The sequence below is a fragment of the Gemmata sp. genome, from assembly GCF_051859125.1.
In the GTDB taxonomy this organism is placed as follows: Bacteria; Planctomycetota; Planctomycetia; order Gemmatales; family Gemmataceae; genus Gemmata.
In genome coordinates this window covers 1-17,217 of sequence record NZ_JBHYGG010000146.1, presented here as the reverse complement: position 1 = coordinate 17,217, position 17,217 = coordinate 1, and the positions used below count along the sequence as shown (strand labels likewise).

The window sequence follows — 17,217 nt, the reverse complement described above, 5'->3', positions numbered from 1 at the left end:
TGCTCGGCTTGCACCCGACCCGGGTGGGCGGTAGAAGCTGGGGATTGGGCAACTCACCGGAGCGACACAGATGGCGGATTCGATCCCGAAGTGGCAGCGCGTGACCGGGTGGGTACTCTCGGGCCTCCTCGCCCTCGTGTTCCTGCCGAGCGCCTTCTTCAAGATCGCCCAGCCCGACGGGTTCATCGAGGAGTGGTCGAAGACGTACCCGGCCAGCACGGCCGTCCCGATCGGCGTGATCGAGCTGGCGGTTTTCGTGCTCTACCTCGTCCCGAAGACCCGGTACCTCGGCGGCCTCCTGATGCTCGCCTACCTCGGCGGGGCGGTGGCCACTCACGTCCACGCCGGCGACGGCAAGTTCTTCGTGCCGGTGGTCATCGGCGTCGTCGCCTGGCTCGGGCTTTACCTCCGCGACCGCAAGCTCCGGGCGCTCGTGCCGCTCGCGGCTGACGCATGATCCGGCTGTATACCAAGAACGCGGTCCTCCTCGCTGTTGTCGCTGCCGCCTCGTACGAGTTGGCGGCCGAGTTCGGCCCGTGGCCCGCGCTCCTCACCTGCGCCGCTGCCGCGGCCGCCGCCAGCGCCGCCGGGGCGTTCCTGCTCCGCACGAGCGGTGTCGGACGTGTCACCTGGCGGAACCGGCTGGCCGGTTACCTGATCCCGTGGGGCTGGCGGCTGAACCGGGGCAAGCTGTGGCCGATCCCGGTCGTTTCGTGGGCGGTCTGGACGGCGGTCTGCGGGGCAGCGGTGCTGCTCCGCCCGGCCCCGGACCAGCCGGCGCTCGGGACGCGCGCCGCACTCCTCGCCGCGTGGGTGATCGACGCGGCGGCCCTGGTGTACCTGCTCGGGACGCTCGCTCGAGCCACGCCGGGCGGCCGGGTCGGCCCGATCTGGAAGCTGGTGGCCGTCATCGCCGGGGTCATCAGCGCGAGCGTCGGGCTGTACGTCGGCGGGCAGACGACGGCCGCGCTGGTCGTCGGCGGCGGTCCGCCGGTCGTGGTCGGCGGCGGCTTCGGGCTGCTGCTCCTGTTCGTCGTTACCGTGGGCCGGAACACGCGGTGGAATTGACCGGCCTCGACCTGCCCGGTCGGTCCGTTAAGGGGCCGCCCGTCCTGATGGACTACATTACTAAGGACGGCTCACCCGGCCCGTGGGCTGTCGAGGTGAGGCGTCGGCGCGGCTGAAGGAGATCGCGGGCGGGCACGTGCCGCGGTGGGCGCGGCTGCAGGGGGCGCTAGAATTGCGGAAGAACGGCGCCGAGATGAAGGCGCTCGTGCGGCCCACCCCCCTTCACGCCTGAACGGAGGACGAGTATGGACGTGTTTCGGTTCGTGAAGCTGACGCAGAAGGCGAACGACCCGGCGCGGCGGTACACCCTCGTGTCGGTCGCCGGGGGGCGGGTCGCGGAACTCGAAGTGATCCCGCCCCAGAAGGGCACGGTGGTGATGAGCCTTAGCTGCTCGCCGGTCCTGTCCGATGCCGCGCGAGAAGACGCCCTGTCCACGACCCGACGGTTCCTGGAGGAGTTGGCCCTCGGGTGGGGCGTCCACCTGGTCGAGACCCCGGCGCCGGTCGAGATGCGGGAGCAGCCGGACGGGCGGTTCGCGGTCCGGCTGGAGTTCGAGGCTGTCTGAACCGGTTCAGTACGGCTTCTGGATGGCCGCGTCGTGGTCGCGATTCACTCCCGGCTCGCCGAATGGGCTGGGGCGTAGTGGCAGTTCACCCGGCCGACCTTCCCGGCGGCGTTGAACTCGAACGCTTCGGCGGCCAGCAGGTCCTCGACGCTGTCGTACACGAGGACCAGGCTGTTGACGCCCGCCAGGGCGTGCGCAGCCGGAAGTGCAGGTCGGGGAACCGGGGCAGGGCGGCGGCGAAGTAGGCCCGCAGTGCGTCCTTGCCGCGAACCGTTCCGTCGCCGGTCAGCCGCACCGCGAACGGCGACGTGAACACCACGTCGCCGTTCGCGGTGCGAGAGGATGGCGTCGAGGTCGTGGCGGTTCCAGGCCTCGATCCAGTCGGCCGCGAACGCGGCGGTCACGTCGGCTCCGGGGCCGTGGGGCGGCGTCAGCCGGGCCGGACACGCACCGGCCGCGGCGGGTTCACGGCTTCACCGCCCCGAAGGCGGCGAAGCAGAGGTGCTTGTGCAGCACCTCGGGGTCGCGGAACCCGACCCGCGTCAGCAGGTCCAACTGGTAGCCGAGCGGCCGCGGGGTGTCTTCCTTTTCGACGTAGGCAAGCACCGCGTCCCGGTAGGCTCCATCTTTGAGAGCGGTCAGGTACTCGCCGTAGTGCCGCCACATCAGCGCCTGAACGGCCGGCAGCGGACTCGACACGAGGTCGAAGACCCACACGGACCCGCCCGGCCGGAGCCAGCGGAAGAACGCCCCGAACACCGCCTCCCACTCGGCGCCGGTGCGGAGGTGGTGCAGCACCGCGGCGGCCAGGATCACGTCGAAGCTCCCGGCCGGGAACGCCGCCCCCCGCACATCTGCTTGCACGGCCGTGACCCGCCCGGCGGTCGCGGCCCCGACCCGCTCGGCGGCCCGGTCGAGCATCGGCCGGCTCAGGTCCAGCAGCGTGGCGTCGAGGCCGGGCAGGTGTTCGAGCAGCTTCAGCGTGTAGTTCCCGGCCCCGCAGCCCACGTCGAGGACGTGCCGGGCCTCCGGACTGACAGTTGCGGCCGCCGCCGCGACGAGCGACATCGCCAGCGGGGCATCGACCGTGGCCGACTGGCCGGTCGTCAGGTTGCTGAACCGCTCCACGTCGGCGTCGAACCGCCGCCGGATCTCGTCCACCGAAGACTTCATGCCGCTCCCTTTCACGATCGGGCGTCCGAGGTCATGGTAAGTGCGGCCGGGTACAATGACCGCCCGGCGGTGCCGGACGTCGCCCGCTCTCCCACGGAGTACCCCGTGCCCGATTACAAGACCCGCCGTGACTTCCTCCAGCACTCGACCGCCGCCGGCGTCGCCCTCGGGCTCGCCGGCACGGCGTCCGGAGCCGCCGCCATGAAGCACTTCATCTGCGTGACCTGCGGGATGCAGTACGCCGCGACCGAGAAGGAGCCGGAGGGCTGCCCGATCTGCCTCGACGAGCGGCAGTACGTCGGCCACGGCGGGCAGAGGTGGACCACCCTCAACGAGTACCGGAAGACGCACAAGAACATCTTCACCGAGGAGGAACCGGACCTGCACTCGATCCTGCCGCAGCCCAAGGCCGGGATCGGCCAGCGTGCGTTCGTGGTCCGGACGAAAGAGGGGAATGTCCTGTTCGACTGCGTCCCGCCCCTCGACGAGGCGACGGTCGGAGCGGTGAAGCAACTCGGCGGGCTGGCGGCGATCGCGGTGTCGCACCCGCACTACTTCACCACGATGGTCGAGTGGAGTCACGCGTTCGGGAAGGTGCCGGTCCACATCCACAAGAACGACGCGAAGTGGGTGATGCGTCCCGACGACGTGGTGAAGTTCTGGGACGGCGACTCGAAGTCCCTGTTCGGCGGCCTGACGCTGGTGAAGACCGGCGGGCACTTCGACGGGTTCCAGGTGCTCCACTGGCCCGCCGGGGCCGCGGGCAAGGGCGTGCTGCTCTCGGGCGACCAGCCCTACGTCTGCCAGGACCGCAAGTGGGTGAGCTTCATGTGGAGCTACCCGAACCTGATCCCGCTCGGCCCCGCGGCGATTCGGCAGGTCGTCAGGAGCCTCAAACCGTTCGCGTTCGACCGCCTGTACGGGGCGTTCCCGGATCAGGTCGTCAAGACCGACGCGAAGGCCGCGGTCGAGCGGTCGGCCGATCGCTACCTGAAGCGGATCGGGGGATGAGTCATGCTGCTGGAAGAGTACAACTTCAAGCGTGAGGTCCTCGACGACCCCGGCCCGGTGCTGGTCGATTTCTGGGCCGCGTGGTGCGGGCCGTGCCGGTCCATGAACCCGGTCCTGGCCGCGATCGCCCGCGACTTCAAGGTGTGCAAGGTCAACACCGAGACGAACCCGCACCTGGCGGCCCGGTTCGACGTGTCGGCCATCCCGCTCCTTTTGGTGTTCCGCGGCGGCCGGGTGGTGCGACGGTTCGAGGGGGTGACCGACGAGGCCACGCTGCGGGCCGCCCTGGTGGCACCGGCCGGCTGACGCCGTCGCCGCGACGGGCCGTACCCCGGAGGTGTGCGCGACGACTTCTCCCCATCGCCTCGCCCTCGACCAGTTGCCGGACTTTCTCGCGGTCTGCCGGCTGGTCGCCGCCTCGGTGGCGGAGTGGGCGGTCGGCGGTCCGTTCGTGTCGGTGACCCACCCAGCCGATGAACTGTCGGTCGCATGTCGCGAGTACGCGGTGCCGCCCGGCGTGCGGTGTGAACCGGGTTGGCGGTGCCTGCGGCCGGCCGGACCGATCCCGTTCACCACCGTCGGGGTGCCGGCCTCGCTCCTCGTTCCGCTCGCGGACGCGGGCGTCGGCGTCCTCGACGTCTCGACCCTTGGCACCGACTACCTGCTCGTGAGGGATCGCGACATCGACGGGGCAGTCGAGCACACGGTTGCGACCGCTCCGCAGAATCGTTGGCCACCGAGTGCGGGCGGTCGTGACGGCAGCGTGCCGCAAATGGGCATTCGCGCAAGTGCGGGTTGTCGGGCGTGGTTGCTGTAAGATCCTCTTCATCGCCTTGCTCACCTCCGGCTCAGTGGGAACTGAAGATGGACCTGCAACTCAAGGGTAAGACCGCGGTCGTCACCGGCTCGACGGCGGGGATCGGCCTGTCGATCGCGGAGGAACTCGCCCGAGAGGGGGTGAAGGTGTTCGTCACCGGACGCTCCCAGCCGAAGATCGACGACGCGCTCGCGGCGGTGAGGCGGGCGGGCGACGCCGAGGGGGTGGTCACCGATGCCGCCACTGCCGAGGGGTGTGCGGCCCTGATTCAACGAGTTCCGACGGCGGACATCCTGGTGAACAACCTGGGCATCTACGAGGCCAAGCCGTTCGCCGAGATCCCCGACGAGGACTGGCTGAGGCTGTTCAACGTGAACGTGATGAGCGGGGTGCGGCTGTCCCGGCACTACTTCCCGCGGATGCTGTCCAGCGGGTGGGGGCGGGTGATCTTCATCGCCAGCGAGTCGGGGGTGATGACGCCCGGCGAGATGACCCACTACGGGGTGACGAAGTCGTGCCAACTGGCACTGTCGCGGGGGATGGCGGAGTTGACGAAGGGGACGCAGGTCACGGTCAACACGGTGATGCCCGGTCCGACCAAGTCGGAGGGGATCGTGGATTTCCTGAGGTCGGTGTCGCGGCAGGCCGGGGACGCGGCCGAGGCGGAGGCCGAGTTCTTCCGCGTGCACCGCTCGTCGTCGCTGCTCCAGCGGCTGATCGACCCGGCGGAGATCGCCCACATGGTGGCGTACCTGGCCAGCCCGCTCTCGGCCGCGACCAACGGGGCCGCCCTGCGGGTCGAAGGTGGCCTGCTGCGGTCGATCATCTGAGCGGGACGTTCCGGCCCCCGTGTTCAGCACCGGATGAGGTCCGCGGGCGAGTGGAAAGTTCAACCGGTCGTCGCAACGAGGAGCGGCTGCATGTCACGGGTTCGGGTCGAGAGCTTTTCCATCTCGCTGGACGGGTTCGGTGCCGGCGCCGACCAGAGCCTGGAGAACCCGCTCGGGGTGGGCGGTAAGGCACTCCACGGCTGGGCCCTCACCACCCGCACGTTCCGGAAGATGTTCGGCCAGGACGGCGGTGAAACGGGAGTGGACGATCGGTTCGCCGCCCGGGGGTTCGAGAACGTCGGGGCGTGGGTCCTGGGGCGGAACATGTTCGGCCCGGTCCGTGGGCCGTGGCCGGACGGATCGTGGAAGGGGTGGTGGGGCGACACCCCGCCGTACCACTGCCCGGTGTTCGTGCTCACCCACCACCCCCGGGCACCGCTGGAGATGAGCGGCGGGACGGTGTTCCGCTTCGTCACCGACGGGTTCGAGTCGGCGCTCCGGCAGGCGAGAGCGGCGGCCGGGGGGAAAGACGTGCGGGTCGGCGGCGGGGTGGCCACCGTACAGCAGGGACTGCGGACAGGGCTGATCGACGAGTTGCATATCGCGATCGGCCCGGTGCTGCTGGGCCGCGGCGAGCGGCTGTTCGAAGGGGTGGACCTGGTCGCACTGGGGTACGAGTGCGCCGAGCAGGTGCGCACTCCGAACGCGACCCACGTCGTCGTCCGCAAGAAGGCGTAGTCGCGCCAGATAATGGCGGTGACGAATCGTAGTCCACTCGGATTGAAGGTGTACGTAGCCCCCAGATTGGCTCCCGCAATCTTCCGTACACTCGGACGGCTTCGTGGATTCCTTGCTACAAAGCTGCAGAATCCCGACCCTTGCAGAGTTGAGACGCGCTGTTCTCCTGCTTGAAATCTCAGGAGTTCACGAGGATCGGCGGGTTCATCGCGGCTGCCTGAAAATCGCTAGGTCCCCGGTTCAACCCCGGGACTGCTCAATCGATCGTGCCGTTGCAAGCCTCGTTGCAATTGAGGTTTGTGACGGCACGATCGATTGGCCCGCCTTGCGAGGTTTTTTGCCCGCTTTTGCAAACAGGTCGTCCCGGACGGACGACGCGCGGCCCCGCTTCGCCGCGTCCCGTGGGTCCAGCGGCCCGAAGGCGTGAGGCTACTTCTTCTTTTTCTTCCCGGTCTTGTCGTCCTTGTCCCGATCTTTCGGGGGCGGGGCCTTGAACCGCGACGTCGGCTGCGGTGGGGGCGGGACGGCGGCCGCGCCGGGGGGCGGCCCGATCACGAACCCCAGTGCCTTGAGTTTCGGGGCCAGTCGGTCGGCCTCGGCGATCGCCTCGGCGGAATCGACCCGCGCCACCGAAATCGCCGCGTACCAGAACCGTTCCCGGTCGCGGGCGGTCAGGTCGTCCGGGTCGGCCCCGTACTCGCGGACCAGGTCCTGGTCGAACCGCAGCGCCTTCAGCTCGGCCGCCAGCTCCCGCCACGTCACCCCCATGGACACCGTCGAGCCGTCCGGCCGCGTCACCTTCCGACCGATGGCGACGTGCAGCAGCCCCCGGAAGTTTCCGGCCACGATGTCGGCGTCGCGCACCGCCGACAGCAGCTCTCGGATCCCATCCATTCCGTGACTCCGCCGCAGGGGTTCACAGTCGTCACGTTCCGGCCCCGGTGAGATGATCCGGGCAACCCCCGGGATTACGCCAACCGGTATTGTCCTATGCATTTCGCCCATTTTACCAACCGCCCGAGTTTACCCGAAGGCCGCCGCCCCGTCTCCTTTTTCGACCAGGACCCCCCGCCCGGTAACGGGGAACTACAAACTCTCCGCAAATGCCGCACCCGAGCGCCGTCACAACGGGGACGGTTCCAGCCCCGCACGCAGCAACCGTGCCACCTGACCGGGCTCCTCGGCCGCGGCGATCACCGAACTCACCGCCACGCGCGTGGCGCCGGCGGCCACCACCTGCCCCAGGTTGGTCGGACCGATCCCGCCCAGCGCGAACGCCGGCAGCGCCGTCTCGGCCGCAGCCGCCCGGACGAATTCTAACCCGGGGAAGGCGTCGAACGCCTTCGTCTGCGACGGGAACACGGGGCCGACGCCGAGGTAGTCCGCCCCGTCGAGGACCGCCCGCCGCACCTGCTCGACCGTGTGCGTGCTGACGCCGACGAGCGCGTCGGGGCCGACCACCCGCCGCGCGTCGGCCACGGTCATGTCGTCCTGACCAAGATGAACCCCATCGGCCCCGGCGAGCCGGGCCACGTCGGGCCGGTCGTTCACGACGAACAGCACGCCGGCCTTCTCGGTCCAGCGGCGCACGTCCCGCGACCGCGCGACCAGCTCCCGGTCGCTGAGGTTCTTCTCGCGCAGTTGCACGACGTCGACCCCGCCGGCGGCCGCCTCCGCGATGGTCCAGTCGAGGGCCGCGGTGCACTGCGCGGCGGTCAGTAGCGCGTAGAGCCTCGCCCCCGCGAGCCGCTCGCGGTTCCGCCCGACCGATACGACGGCGCGTTCCAGCGTGTACGCCCGGTACCGCAGCGCCTCCACGTCCCGCCCCAGTTCCGGCCCGAACAACTTGCCGAACTCTTCGAGGCTGCGGAGCGACTCCTGGAGCCGCTTCAGGTTCGCGACCGCCACCTGGGCCGGCGTGGTGCGGTCGTACTCCCCGGCCGCTGTCACGGTCGTCCCCACGTCGGCCTGCGTGTCGCGGGCGGCGAGCAGGACGTGCCGCGGGAGCCGGGCCGCGGCCGCACCCAGGGCGTGCCGCACCTCCTTCACCTGCTCGGTCAGGAACCGGTCGCTCAGGGCGAACCGGCAGTAGTCCTCCAGCACGCGGGCCGCCTCGCGGGCGCGGTTGAAGCACACGTCCACGACACGGGCCGCGGCCGCCTCGTCGCCGGCGTCGGGACCAGTCAGCACCGCGAGCGGGGTGACGGGTTCGGGGGCGGGGAGTGGTGCCGGGGGTGCGAGCGCGTCCGGTGCGGGCTCCGTGCGACCGAGCAGAACCGCCTCAAGTTTCGTGGCGTCGAGGCCGAAACCGGCGGCCGCTCGTTCGAACCCCGGGTCGGCCCGCAGCACCGCGAGGAGGAACCCGTCGGTCAGGAACTCGGGGTCGTACCGGTGGGTGATCGACCAGTCGCGGGCCGCCCCGAAGAGCACCTCGTCGGCGGGGGCGTCCGGCGGGTCCGCGACCGCTTCGAGCCCCGTGCGGACAGCGGCAAGCGGAAGCCCGGCGCGTTCGAGGAGAACGGCCGGGCGGCCCTCGTCGTCTTCTAGAAGGGCGAGGGCGAGGTGGGTGAGCTTCACCGCGGGCGCGGCCCCCCGGGCCGCCCGCGACCGGGCACCGGCGATCGCCCGCTCCACCCCTGGACTCATCTGGTGCATGTGCGTCTGAACGTCGGTGCTGGAACGGCCCGGGCGCCGGTCCGGCCGCTACAGTCGGAACCGCCGGCACCACGCCCCCCGAATTGTACCAGGTTCGGGGGACCGCCCGTCCAGAGCCGCCCGGGGCCGCGCCGATGGTTCACTTAACTACGGACTCGCCTGCGATGCGCGACTTGTGTGAGGGGACCCGGCCGATGCCACGACTTGTCACTCGACTGGCCTTCGCGGTGCTGCTCGGCGGCTCGATGCTCCACCTCCGGAGCGTCGAAGCGGCCGGGGAGCCGCCCGCCGTCCTGCCGGCCCTCGCGGTCTCGCCCACGGTCCCGGCCCCGCTGCCGCCGACGACCCACCACGTCCGGTTCCAGCACCTCGTGCCGCCGCTCGAGGCCCGGGCCGACGTGGACAAGGAGAAGCCCCTCGCCCCGGCCGAGACCGGCCCGGCGCTGGCGCTGGGGGAGTGCGTCGCCGTCGCTCTCGAGCGCCAGCCGTCGCTGAAGGCGGTCCAGGCGAGCATGGCCGCGACCCAGGCCGGGTACAAGGCGCTGCTCAAGTTCGGGACCACGGCGACGATCCTGAACCCCGACCTCGACATCCGCAAGCAGCAGGCCCAGCGCGGCCTGAACGCCTCGGCCGCCGAGTTCCAGAAGGCCCACAACGAGATCGTGCAGGACGTCACCCGGTTGTACTACACCGCCGTGTACGCCAAGCAGGCCGAGGGGGTCGCCCGCGACCTCGGCGACCAACTCGACCAGCTCATCGAACTCGCCAAGGCCCTCCTCAAGGAGGAGTCGGACCCCAAGAAACTTGACGGCCTGAACCGCGGGAAGATCCTGACGATGGAGATCGGGGTGCGGGAGGTGCGGCAGAAGCAGGCCGAGGCCCGGATCGGCCGGCAGCAGGCAATGGCCGCCCTCCGGCAGGTGATGGCCGTGGACCAGGCGACGTTCCCGTTCACCCTCAAGGACGACGAGCTCCCGCTGATGGCGCAGAAGGTGCCGATCACCAAAGACCTGGTCGTTGAGCAGGCGCTGTGCCGGCGGCCCGAACTGGCCCTCGCCTCGGCTGGGGTTGATGCGTTCCGCCTGGAAGTGTATGCCCAGGGCAAGGTCCCGTTCAAGCGGAAGGTCCCGACCTTCGCCTCGGGGGCCGACATTCACGCCAAGGACATCCCCCAGGCCGTGCGCACCCTGAAGGAGTACCGCCCGGGCGGCGTCGCCCTCGAACTCCCGCCCCAGCTCGTCGGCAGCAAGTTCGACCGCGTCTGCCGCGCGATGGCGTTCAGCCAGCGGGCCGAGGCGATGTTCGAGAACGCCCAGAGTCTGATCAAGCTGGAGGCCGAGAACGGGTACCTCGAGTTCGAGCTGACGACCGAGAAGCTCGTGCTCCAGAAGGAGAAACTCGACCTCGCCCGCGACATTCAGAAGAGCGCCCGCGAGAACCAGCAGAACATCAAGGACAAGTCGGTGGTCGTTCAGGCCGAGGTGCTCGCGACCCAGACCCAGGCCGCGTACCTGGACGCCGTGCTGCAGCACCTGCTCGCCCTGTCCGCCCTCGAGCGGATCACGGCCGGCGGGATCCAGCCGGCCTTCCCGGGCCGCTAACGAACAACACGCCCCTTTCGTAGTACAGGGGCCGGAAACACGCCCGGCCCCCCAGCGGGGCCGGGTGCGGACGGGGTCGGTGTGCGTCGGTCCAGTCGCGGGGTTCTCTACCAAAGGGGTGTGTCGTGATTCGCGCGTTCCGGGTGTACGTCGGGGTGGGCTTACTGTTGGCGGCGGCCCAGTCCGCGGGGGCCGCCGATCCGGCCGCCGACGCCAAGCCGGCCGAGCTGAGGATCGGGCTCCTGAAGCCCATGTTCAAGGACGTGCCGTCGGCGATGGTCAACGCCGCCGCCCGCCCGCTCCAGTCGATGATCGTCGACAAGTCCGGGATGAAGGGCTCGGTCGAGGTGGTCGAGGACTACAAGGCCCTCGCCGAGAAGCTCTCGACCGGCAAGCTCGACATCGGCGTGTTCCACGGGTTCGAGTACGCCTGGGTCAAGGACACCCCCGGCCTCATCCCCCTCGTCGCGACCGTGCCCACCTGCGGCAAGGTCCAGGCGTGCCTCGTGGTGAGCGTGGACTCGACGTTCACCGACGTCAAGGACCTCAAGGGCGCGTGCGTCGTGCTCCCGACCTCGTCGAAGGCCCACTGCCACATGTACCTGGAGCGGCTCCGCGAGCGGCTGCCGGCCGGCGACTGCTGCCCGGCCAAGAACCGCGGGCTCACCCCGGAGGCGGCCCTCGGCGAGGTCGCCAACGGCGAGGCCGACGCGGCCCTCGTGGACGTCTCGTCGCTGATCGCGCTGGAGCGGGCGCTCCCCGGGTGCTACAAGAAGCTCCGCGTCCTGGCCCAGTCCGAGCAGCTCCCGCCGGCGGTCGTCGTGTACCGTAAGGACTCGTTCGACGCGGCCACGGTGACGCGGATCCGCAACGGGCTGCTCGACTGCTCGAACACCGGCCCGGGCCGCCTGTTCTCGATGTTCTGGCAGTTGAAGGGGTTCGAGGACGTCACCGCGTCGTATCATACCCTGGTGGCGACGGCCGCGAAGGCGTACCCGGCCCCGGGCGGCCCGGTGCCCCCCGCGGCCCCGTCGGCCCCGAACCCGCTGCCGAACAAGTGAGTTCCACCGCCCACGCGTGACCGACCCACCCCACAACCCCCGCCCGCGCGGGGGTTGTGCCGTACCGCGGGGCCGCAAACCGACCTTCTGCGCCGCGCCCGAACCTGCTATCTTTCTGTTCACCCGTTCAGTAGTCGAGAGTTTTAAGGGGAAGAGACTCCCATGGCCGAGACGATCGAGGCGGTGCCGATCGCCACCGAGGTGCGCAGGCGGTTCCTCGACTACGCGATGTCCGTGGTCACCGGCCGCGCGCTGCCCGACATCCGCGACGGGCTCAAGCCGGTGCAGCGCCGCATCCTGTACGCGATGTACCACGACCTGCACCTGACGTTCGACAAGAAGACGCTCAAGTGCGCCAAGATCGTCGGCGACGTGATGGGGAACTACCACCCGCACGGCAACGTCGCGCTCTACGAGGCGCTCGTGCGGCTGTCGCAGCCGTGGGTCATGCGGGTGCCGCTGGTCCACGGGCAGGGGAACTTCGGGTCCGTCGACGGCGACCCCCCCGCCGCCGACCGGTACACCGAGGCCAAGCTCACCAAGGCCGCCGAGTACCTGCTCAACGAACTCGACCAGGAGACCGTCGAGACCCGGGCCAACTACGACTCGACCCGGCACGAGGCGGTGGTCCTCCCGGCGCAGTTTCCGCACCTGCTCGTCAACGGCACGTCCGGCATCGCCGTCGGCATGGCGACCAACATCCCCCCGCACAACTTCGCCGAGGTGGTGAAGGCGTGCATCGTGCTCATCGAGAACCCGGACGCGACCGTCGCGGTTCTGATGGAGAAGGTGAAGGGGCCGGACTTCCCGCTCGGCGGCAAGATCGTCACCGACCGCGGCACGCTCCGCCGCATCTACGAGGAGGGGACCGGCACCATCAAGGTGCAGGCCGAGTGGAAGGAGGAGAAGCTCGAGAAGGGCCGCACCCAGGTCGTCATCACCTCCATCCCGTACGGCATCGACAAGGACAAGCTGGAGAAGACGGTCGCGACCATCATCGAGGACCGGAAGCTCCCGCAGCTCACCGGGCAGTCGAACGAGTCGAACGAGAAGGACGGGCTGCGGCTGGTGCTGGAGGTGAAGCCCGGGACCGACCCGAACCTCGTGATGGCGTACCTCTACAAGCACACCGACCTCCAGAGCACGTTCTCCTATAACCTGACGGCGCTGGTGCCGGGGCCGGGCGGCAAGATCCTGGTGCCGCGGGACGGGCTGAACCTCAAGGAGATGCTCCGGCACTTCCTCGACTTCCGCCTCGCCACGGTGCGGCGGCGGTTCGAGTACCAGTTGCGGCAGTTGAAGAAGCGGATCCACATCCTCGAAGGGTTCGCGGTCATCTTCAACGCGCTCGACCGCGCGATCAAGATCATCCGCGAGAGCACCGGCAAGCCGGACGCGGCCGAGAAGCTGAGGGCGACCTTCAAGCTCGACGACGAGCAGGTCGGCGCGATCCTCGACTCGCAGCTGTACAAGATCGCGCAGATGGAAATCAAGAAGATCATGGACGAGCTGGCGGAGAAGAAGAAGGAGGCCGAGCGGATCGAGGCGCTCCTCGCGTCCGAGAAGAAGTTGTGGGGCGTCATCAAGGGCGAGCTCGAGGCGCTGGCCGAGAAGTTCCCCGAGCGCCGCAAGACGCGGATGGCGTCGGACGAGGACGTGCTGACGTTCAGCGAGGAGGCGTACATCGTCCGCGAGAACACCAACGTCGTGCTGACGCGCGACGGGTGGCTCAAGCGCGTCGGCCGGCTCGCGGCGGTGGAGTCGACCCGGGTCCGCGAGGGCGACGAGGTCGTCGCGGTGATCCCCGGGAGCACCCTCGACCACGTCGTGTTCTTCGCCGACGACGGCACCGCCTATACGATGCGGATGAACGAGGTGCCGGCGACCGCGGGGTACGGCGAGCCGATCACGAAGTTCTTCCGGCTCGCGGACCAGGTGAAGGTGATCGGCGCGGCGACCACCGACCCGCGGTTCACGCCGGCCGACCTACCCGCGAAGGGCGACACCCCCGCGGGGCCGTACATCCTCGTCGCGACGAGCGCCGGGAACGTGCTGCGGTTGCCGCTGGCCGGGTTCCGGTCCGAGTCCACGAAGGCCGGCCGCCGGTACGCGAAGCTCGACGGGGGCGACAAGGTCGTGCTCGCGCGGCTCGTCGCCGACGAGACCGGCGTGATGCTCGCGGCCCGCAGCGGGCACCTGATCCACTTCCCGATCGAGGAGGTGAGCGTGCTGGCCGGGGTCGGCCGCGGCGTGGCCGGCATCAAGCTGGACGAGGGCGAGGACTGCATCGGCGGCGTCCTGGTCGGGGGCCGGTTCGACAAGATCGTGCTGGAGACCGAGAAGGGGAAGAACCAGGACTTCGGCCCCGGGGCGATCAAGTCGCAGAAGCGCGGCGGCACCGGCTCGAAGCCCGGTGAGCGCACGCGGTTCACGCGCGTCGTCCCCCCGGCCATCGAGCTTGTGAACTGGGACGAGGTCGAGGGCAAGGCGAAGCCGAAGAGCGACGAGTGAGCGAGCAATGATATCCGAAGCCCCGACCGCAGCGGAATTGCAGGAACACCCGGTCGTGCAAGCAGCGTTCGCGACCGCTTGGGCAGACTCGCTCGTCGATCAACCCGGAATGCGGCACGAGGAGGGCGGGTTCATCTACGCGAACCTCGGTGGTGAGGTGACCGTGAGACGCGCGTCACCGGGTGGGTGCCTCTTCCTTGACCTGAGCGCACCACCGGATGTTGCGGGCTACTTTCTCGTTGCAACGTACCACACCCACCCGATCCCGACCGCAGACGGTGGTGAACCGGAACCAAGCGCGGACGATTGGAAGTGGGCGGATGACTCGGGCGTGCCCTGGTTCGTCGTGACGGAGATCGGGGTCTTCGTCGCCGGTCCGAACCGCCGCGTCGGTGGATTCGGCGGCCCCGGTGGGTACCCGCAGTGAGGAGTCGCAGCGTGGAAACCTTGGAAGCACCCGCAACTACCCCACGGGTATCGAGCCACCAAGCCCTTGCGATTGCGGAGGCCGACGCACTCGCGACGTACCGTGATCTGAGCCCGTACCGGATCGAGATCTGGCTCGACGGCGACGGCTGGCACGTCGAGTACCGCATCAAGAAGCCCCGGGTCGCCGGCGGCGGCCCGTACTATGTGATCGACGCGAGCACCGGGTCCGTTCTCTCGAAGAAGTATTTCCAGTAACCGTCCTCCCGACGGACAGGGCCACGAGCCAGGGTTTGACGACATGAGCGCTGCACCCGCACTGAAAGTGGCCGCGTACCGCACCGAGGACATCCAGGTGCTGGAGGGGCTGGAGCCCGTCCGGAAGCGGCCCGCCATGTACATCGGCGGCGTCGACGCCAAGGGGTTGCACCACCTCGCGTGGGAGATCCTCGACAACGCCGTCGACGAGTACATCAACGGGTTCGCCGACCACGTCACCGTCACGCTGCACAAGTCCGGCACGGCGCTCACCATCGTCGACAACGGCCGCGGCATCCCGGTCGACATCCACCCCAAGCACAAGAAGAGCGGCCTCGAACTGGTGCTCACCGTGCTCCACGCGGGCGGCAAGTTCGGGGAGACGGACAGCGGGTACATGCACTCGGGCGGGCTGCACGGGGTCGGCGCGTCGGTCGTGAACGCGCTCTCGAAGAAGCTCGTCGCGACGATCCGCCGCGACGGGTTCGAGTACCAGCAGAGTTACGCGAAGGGCACCCCGCTCGGGAAGATCGAGAGGCTCGGCCCGTTCCGCGGCCACGGCACCGGCATCTACTTCGAGCCCGACGACAGCATCTTCAAGGTCGTGAAGTTCGACGGCGACACGCTCAGGGCCCGCCTGGAGGACATGTCGTTCATCCACAGCGGGCTGCACATCACCTTCAAGAACGAGGTGTCGGGCGAGACGGTCGAACTCGCGAACCCCGGCGGGCTCCCGGCGTTCCTCGCGAAGCTGGTGACCGACGCGCAGAAGCCGAGCGTGACCGAGGCCGCGTTCTCGGCCGCCCGCGACGGGGCCGGGAAGGTCGAGGTCGCGCTCCAGTGGACCGAGTCGACCGAGGAGACGTACCGGTCCTACGTCAACGGCATCCGCACCCCCAACGGCGGCACGCACGAGAACGGCCTGAAGAGCGCGCTCCGCAAGGCCGTGAACAGCTACATCGAGACGCACGACATCAAGGTGAAGGGGCTGAAGATCACCGCCGAGGACATCCGCGAGGGGGTCGTCGGGGTGCTGTCGGTGTTCGTCCGCGAGCCGCAGTTCGAGGGGCAGACCAAGCAGCGGCTGAACAACCCCGAGATGGAAGCCACGGTCGACAACTTCGTGCGGCCGGCGCTCGAGGCGTGGCTCAACAACAACAAGACCGCCGCCGACGCGATCGTCGGCCGCATCGTGCTCGCGGCCCGCGCCCGCGAGGCGAGCCGCGCCGCCGTCACCGAGGTGAAGCGCAAGGCCCCGGGCAGCAAGCGGCTCAGCCTCCCCGGCAAACTCGCGGACTGCAAGTCCACGAACTGGGAAGAGACGGAGCTGTTCATCGTCGAGGGCGACTCGGCCGGCGGGTCCGCCAAGCAGGGGCGGAACAACGTCACGCAGGCCGTGCTGCCGCTGCGGGGCAAGATCCTCAACTGCGAGGACCAGTCCACGGCCAAGGCGCTGGCGAACGCGGAGATCGCCGACCTCGTCACCGCGATCGGCACCGGGGCCGGCGACAAGTTCCACTACGACGGGCTGCGGTACGGCAAGATCATCCTCCTCATGGACGCCGACTCCGACGGGTGCCACATCAGCACGCTGCTGCTCGACTTCTTCTTCCGGCACATGCACGACCTGGTGAAGAAGGGGCACGTGTACCTCGCGCAGCCGCCGCTGTTCCGCATCAACGTCGGCAAGGAGACGCTGTGGGCGCGGGACGACGCGCACAAGGCCGAGATCAAGGCCGGGCTGAAGGCGAACGCGAAGATCGAGGAGACGCGGTTCAAGGGGCTGGGCGAAATGGACGCGCGGGACCTGGCCCGCACGACCCTCGACCCGAAGTTCCGCACGCTGCTGAAGGTGGACGTGGACAGCCCGATGGACGCGGACCAGGCGTTCCAGGAGCTGCTCGGCAAGGAGGCGGAGCACCGGTACAACTTCATCATGGAGCGGGCCGAGCAGGCCGACGCCGCGAGCCTCGACGTGTAGCGCCCGGCGCGCCTACCCCAGCGCGGCGCGGACGCGGCCGAGGAGCCACGGGAGCAGTGTGCCTTCCCCGAAGCGCTTCACGGCCTTCGCCCCGAGAACGGCCGCGTGCCGCGGGAGCCACCGGAGCCGCTCGGCCCCGCGGACGTTCCGCCAGAACACCCGCTCCTCGTTGCACGACTGCTGCTCGAGGGTGCGCCGCGACGGCCGAGCCCCGTAGCTGCTCGACACCCGGTGCCACACTACCGATGCCGGGTCGTACGCCACCTCGCCGCCGAGCCGCCGCAACCGGAACGACAGGTCCACGTCCTCGAAGTACGCTTTGAAGTGATCGGGGAACCCACCGGCCCGCACGAGCGCGTCGCGGCGGTAGAACGCGGCCGCGGCACTCGCGCCCCACACTAACCCGGGGGTCAGGAGTCGGGGGGCGGGGGTGCGCGAGCCCGCGTCCGCCCCGGCCCCCGGGTAACCCCCCCCCAACCCCGCCACCAAAAAAAACCCCCACACCCCCCCGTACAACGGGC

General features: G+C 69.5%; 19 protein-coding genes. 14 read left to right on the top strand and 5 right to left on the bottom strand.

From position 1 onward, the window contains the following. Positions 1-70: 70 nt before the first annotated feature. From ACTIGN_RS14505 to ACTIGN_RS14495, 3 genes are all read left to right on the top strand, one after another. Positions 71-457: a DoxX family protein gene (locus tag ACTIGN_RS14505; protein WP_439625000.1), complete on the top strand. Its 387-nt coding sequence runs from the start codon at positions 71-73 to the stop codon at positions 455-457. After that, the gene (locus ACTIGN_RS14500) at positions 454-1,068 is read left to right on the top strand and encodes a hypothetical protein (RefSeq protein ID WP_439624998.1); all 615 of its coding nucleotides are present in this window, start codon (positions 454-456) and stop codon (positions 1,066-1,068) included. The genes ACTIGN_RS14505 and ACTIGN_RS14500 overlap by 4 nt, the downstream gene beginning before the upstream one ends. 245 nt (positions 1,069-1,313) lie before the next feature. Then, complete coding sequence (locus ACTIGN_RS14495; protein ID WP_439624996.1) at positions 1,314-1,634, top strand: hypothetical protein; 321 nt, start codon at positions 1,314-1,316, stop codon at positions 1,632-1,634. A gap of 44 nt (positions 1,635-1,678) precedes the next feature. Here the strand turns inward: ACTIGN_RS14495 and ACTIGN_RS14490 are convergent, their stop codons facing one another. Together ACTIGN_RS14490 and ACTIGN_RS14485 are read right to left on the bottom strand one after the other, a co-directional pair. Further along, a complete protein-coding gene (locus tag ACTIGN_RS14490) occupies positions 1,679-2,038 on the bottom strand; it encodes a hypothetical protein (RefSeq protein ID WP_439624994.1) in 360 nt (119 codons plus the stop codon). 61 nt (positions 2,039-2,099) lie between these two features. Then, complete coding sequence (locus ACTIGN_RS14485) at positions 2,100-2,807, bottom strand: class I SAM-dependent methyltransferase (RefSeq protein WP_439624992.1); 708 nt, start codon at positions 2,805-2,807, stop codon at positions 2,100-2,102. A gap of 105 nt (positions 2,808-2,912) precedes the next feature. On the opposite strand from ACTIGN_RS14485, the gene ACTIGN_RS14480 reads away from it, so the two are divergent. From ACTIGN_RS14480 to ACTIGN_RS14460, 5 genes are all read left to right on the top strand, one after another. Further along, positions 2,913-3,818, top strand: a complete 906-nt coding sequence (locus ACTIGN_RS14480; protein ID WP_439624990.1) for a twin-arginine translocation signal domain-containing protein — start codon at positions 2,913-2,915, stop codon at positions 3,816-3,818. A 3-nt stretch (positions 3,819-3,821) separates the two neighbouring features. Further along, the gene (locus tag ACTIGN_RS14475; RefSeq protein WP_439624988.1) at positions 3,822-4,124 is read left to right on the top strand and encodes a thioredoxin family protein; all 303 of its coding nucleotides are present in this window, start codon (positions 3,822-3,824) and stop codon (positions 4,122-4,124) included. Between the two features lie 31 nt (positions 4,125-4,155). After that, entirely contained in the window at positions 4,156-4,635 is a 480-nt protein-coding gene (locus ACTIGN_RS14470; protein ID WP_439624986.1) for an ACT domain-containing protein, read from the top strand. 47 nt (positions 4,636-4,682) lie between these two features. Further along, a complete protein-coding gene (locus ACTIGN_RS14465) occupies positions 4,683-5,465 on the top strand; it encodes an SDR family NAD(P)-dependent oxidoreductase (protein ID WP_439624984.1) in 783 nt (260 codons plus the stop codon). 90 nt (positions 5,466-5,555) lie between these two features. Then, complete coding sequence (locus ACTIGN_RS14460) at positions 5,556-6,203, top strand: dihydrofolate reductase family protein (protein ID WP_439624982.1); 648 nt, start codon at positions 5,556-5,558, stop codon at positions 6,201-6,203. 429 nt (positions 6,204-6,632) lie between these two features. On the opposite strand, the gene ACTIGN_RS14455 is transcribed toward ACTIGN_RS14460, so the two are convergent. Together ACTIGN_RS14455 and ACTIGN_RS14450 are read right to left on the bottom strand one after the other, a co-directional pair. Continuing rightward, positions 6,633-7,097, bottom strand: a complete 465-nt coding sequence (locus tag ACTIGN_RS14455) for a hypothetical protein (protein WP_439624980.1) — start codon at positions 7,095-7,097, stop codon at positions 6,633-6,635. Between the two features lie 228 nt (positions 7,098-7,325). After that, positions 7,326-8,837 (bottom strand): thiamine phosphate synthase, encoded by a 1,512-nt coding sequence (locus ACTIGN_RS14450; protein ID WP_439624978.1) that lies wholly within the window; start codon positions 8,835-8,837, stop codon positions 7,326-7,328. Positions 8,838-9,052: 215 nt separating this feature from the next. Here ACTIGN_RS14450 and ACTIGN_RS14445 point away from each other — a divergent pair, with 215 nt between their 5' ends. From ACTIGN_RS14445 to ACTIGN_RS14420, 6 genes are all read left to right on the top strand, one after another. Next, the gene (locus tag ACTIGN_RS14445) at positions 9,053-10,459 is read left to right on the top strand and encodes a TolC family protein (RefSeq protein WP_439624976.1); all 1,407 of its coding nucleotides are present in this window, start codon (positions 9,053-9,055) and stop codon (positions 10,457-10,459) included. Between the two features lie 125 nt (positions 10,460-10,584). Further along, entirely contained in the window at positions 10,585-11,520 is a 936-nt protein-coding gene (locus tag ACTIGN_RS14440; RefSeq protein WP_439624974.1) for a phosphate/phosphite/phosphonate ABC transporter substrate-binding protein, read from the top strand. A gap of 162 nt (positions 11,521-11,682) precedes the next feature. After that, the gene (locus ACTIGN_RS14435; RefSeq protein ID WP_439624972.1) at positions 11,683-14,031 is read left to right on the top strand and encodes a DNA gyrase/topoisomerase IV subunit A; all 2,349 of its coding nucleotides are present in this window, start codon (positions 11,683-11,685) and stop codon (positions 14,029-14,031) included. A gap of 7 nt (positions 14,032-14,038) precedes the next feature. After that, positions 14,039-14,458 (top strand): hypothetical protein, encoded by a 420-nt coding sequence (locus tag ACTIGN_RS14430; protein ID WP_439624970.1) that lies wholly within the window; start codon positions 14,039-14,041, stop codon positions 14,456-14,458. Between the two features lie 11 nt (positions 14,459-14,469). Next, positions 14,470-14,715: a hypothetical protein gene (locus ACTIGN_RS14425; protein ID WP_439624968.1), complete on the top strand. Its 246-nt coding sequence runs from the start codon at positions 14,470-14,472 to the stop codon at positions 14,713-14,715. Positions 14,716-14,758: 43 nt separating this feature from the next. Next, entirely contained in the window at positions 14,759-16,696 is a 1,938-nt protein-coding gene (locus ACTIGN_RS14420; protein ID WP_439624966.1) for a DNA gyrase/topoisomerase IV subunit B, read from the top strand. Between the two features lie 12 nt (positions 16,697-16,708). Here ACTIGN_RS14420 and ACTIGN_RS14415 read toward each other — a convergent pair. Beyond that, positions 16,709-17,217, bottom strand: a 509-nt coding sequence (locus ACTIGN_RS14415; protein ID WP_439624964.1) for a glycosyltransferase family 2 protein, incomplete at its 5' end; no start/stop codon positions are given.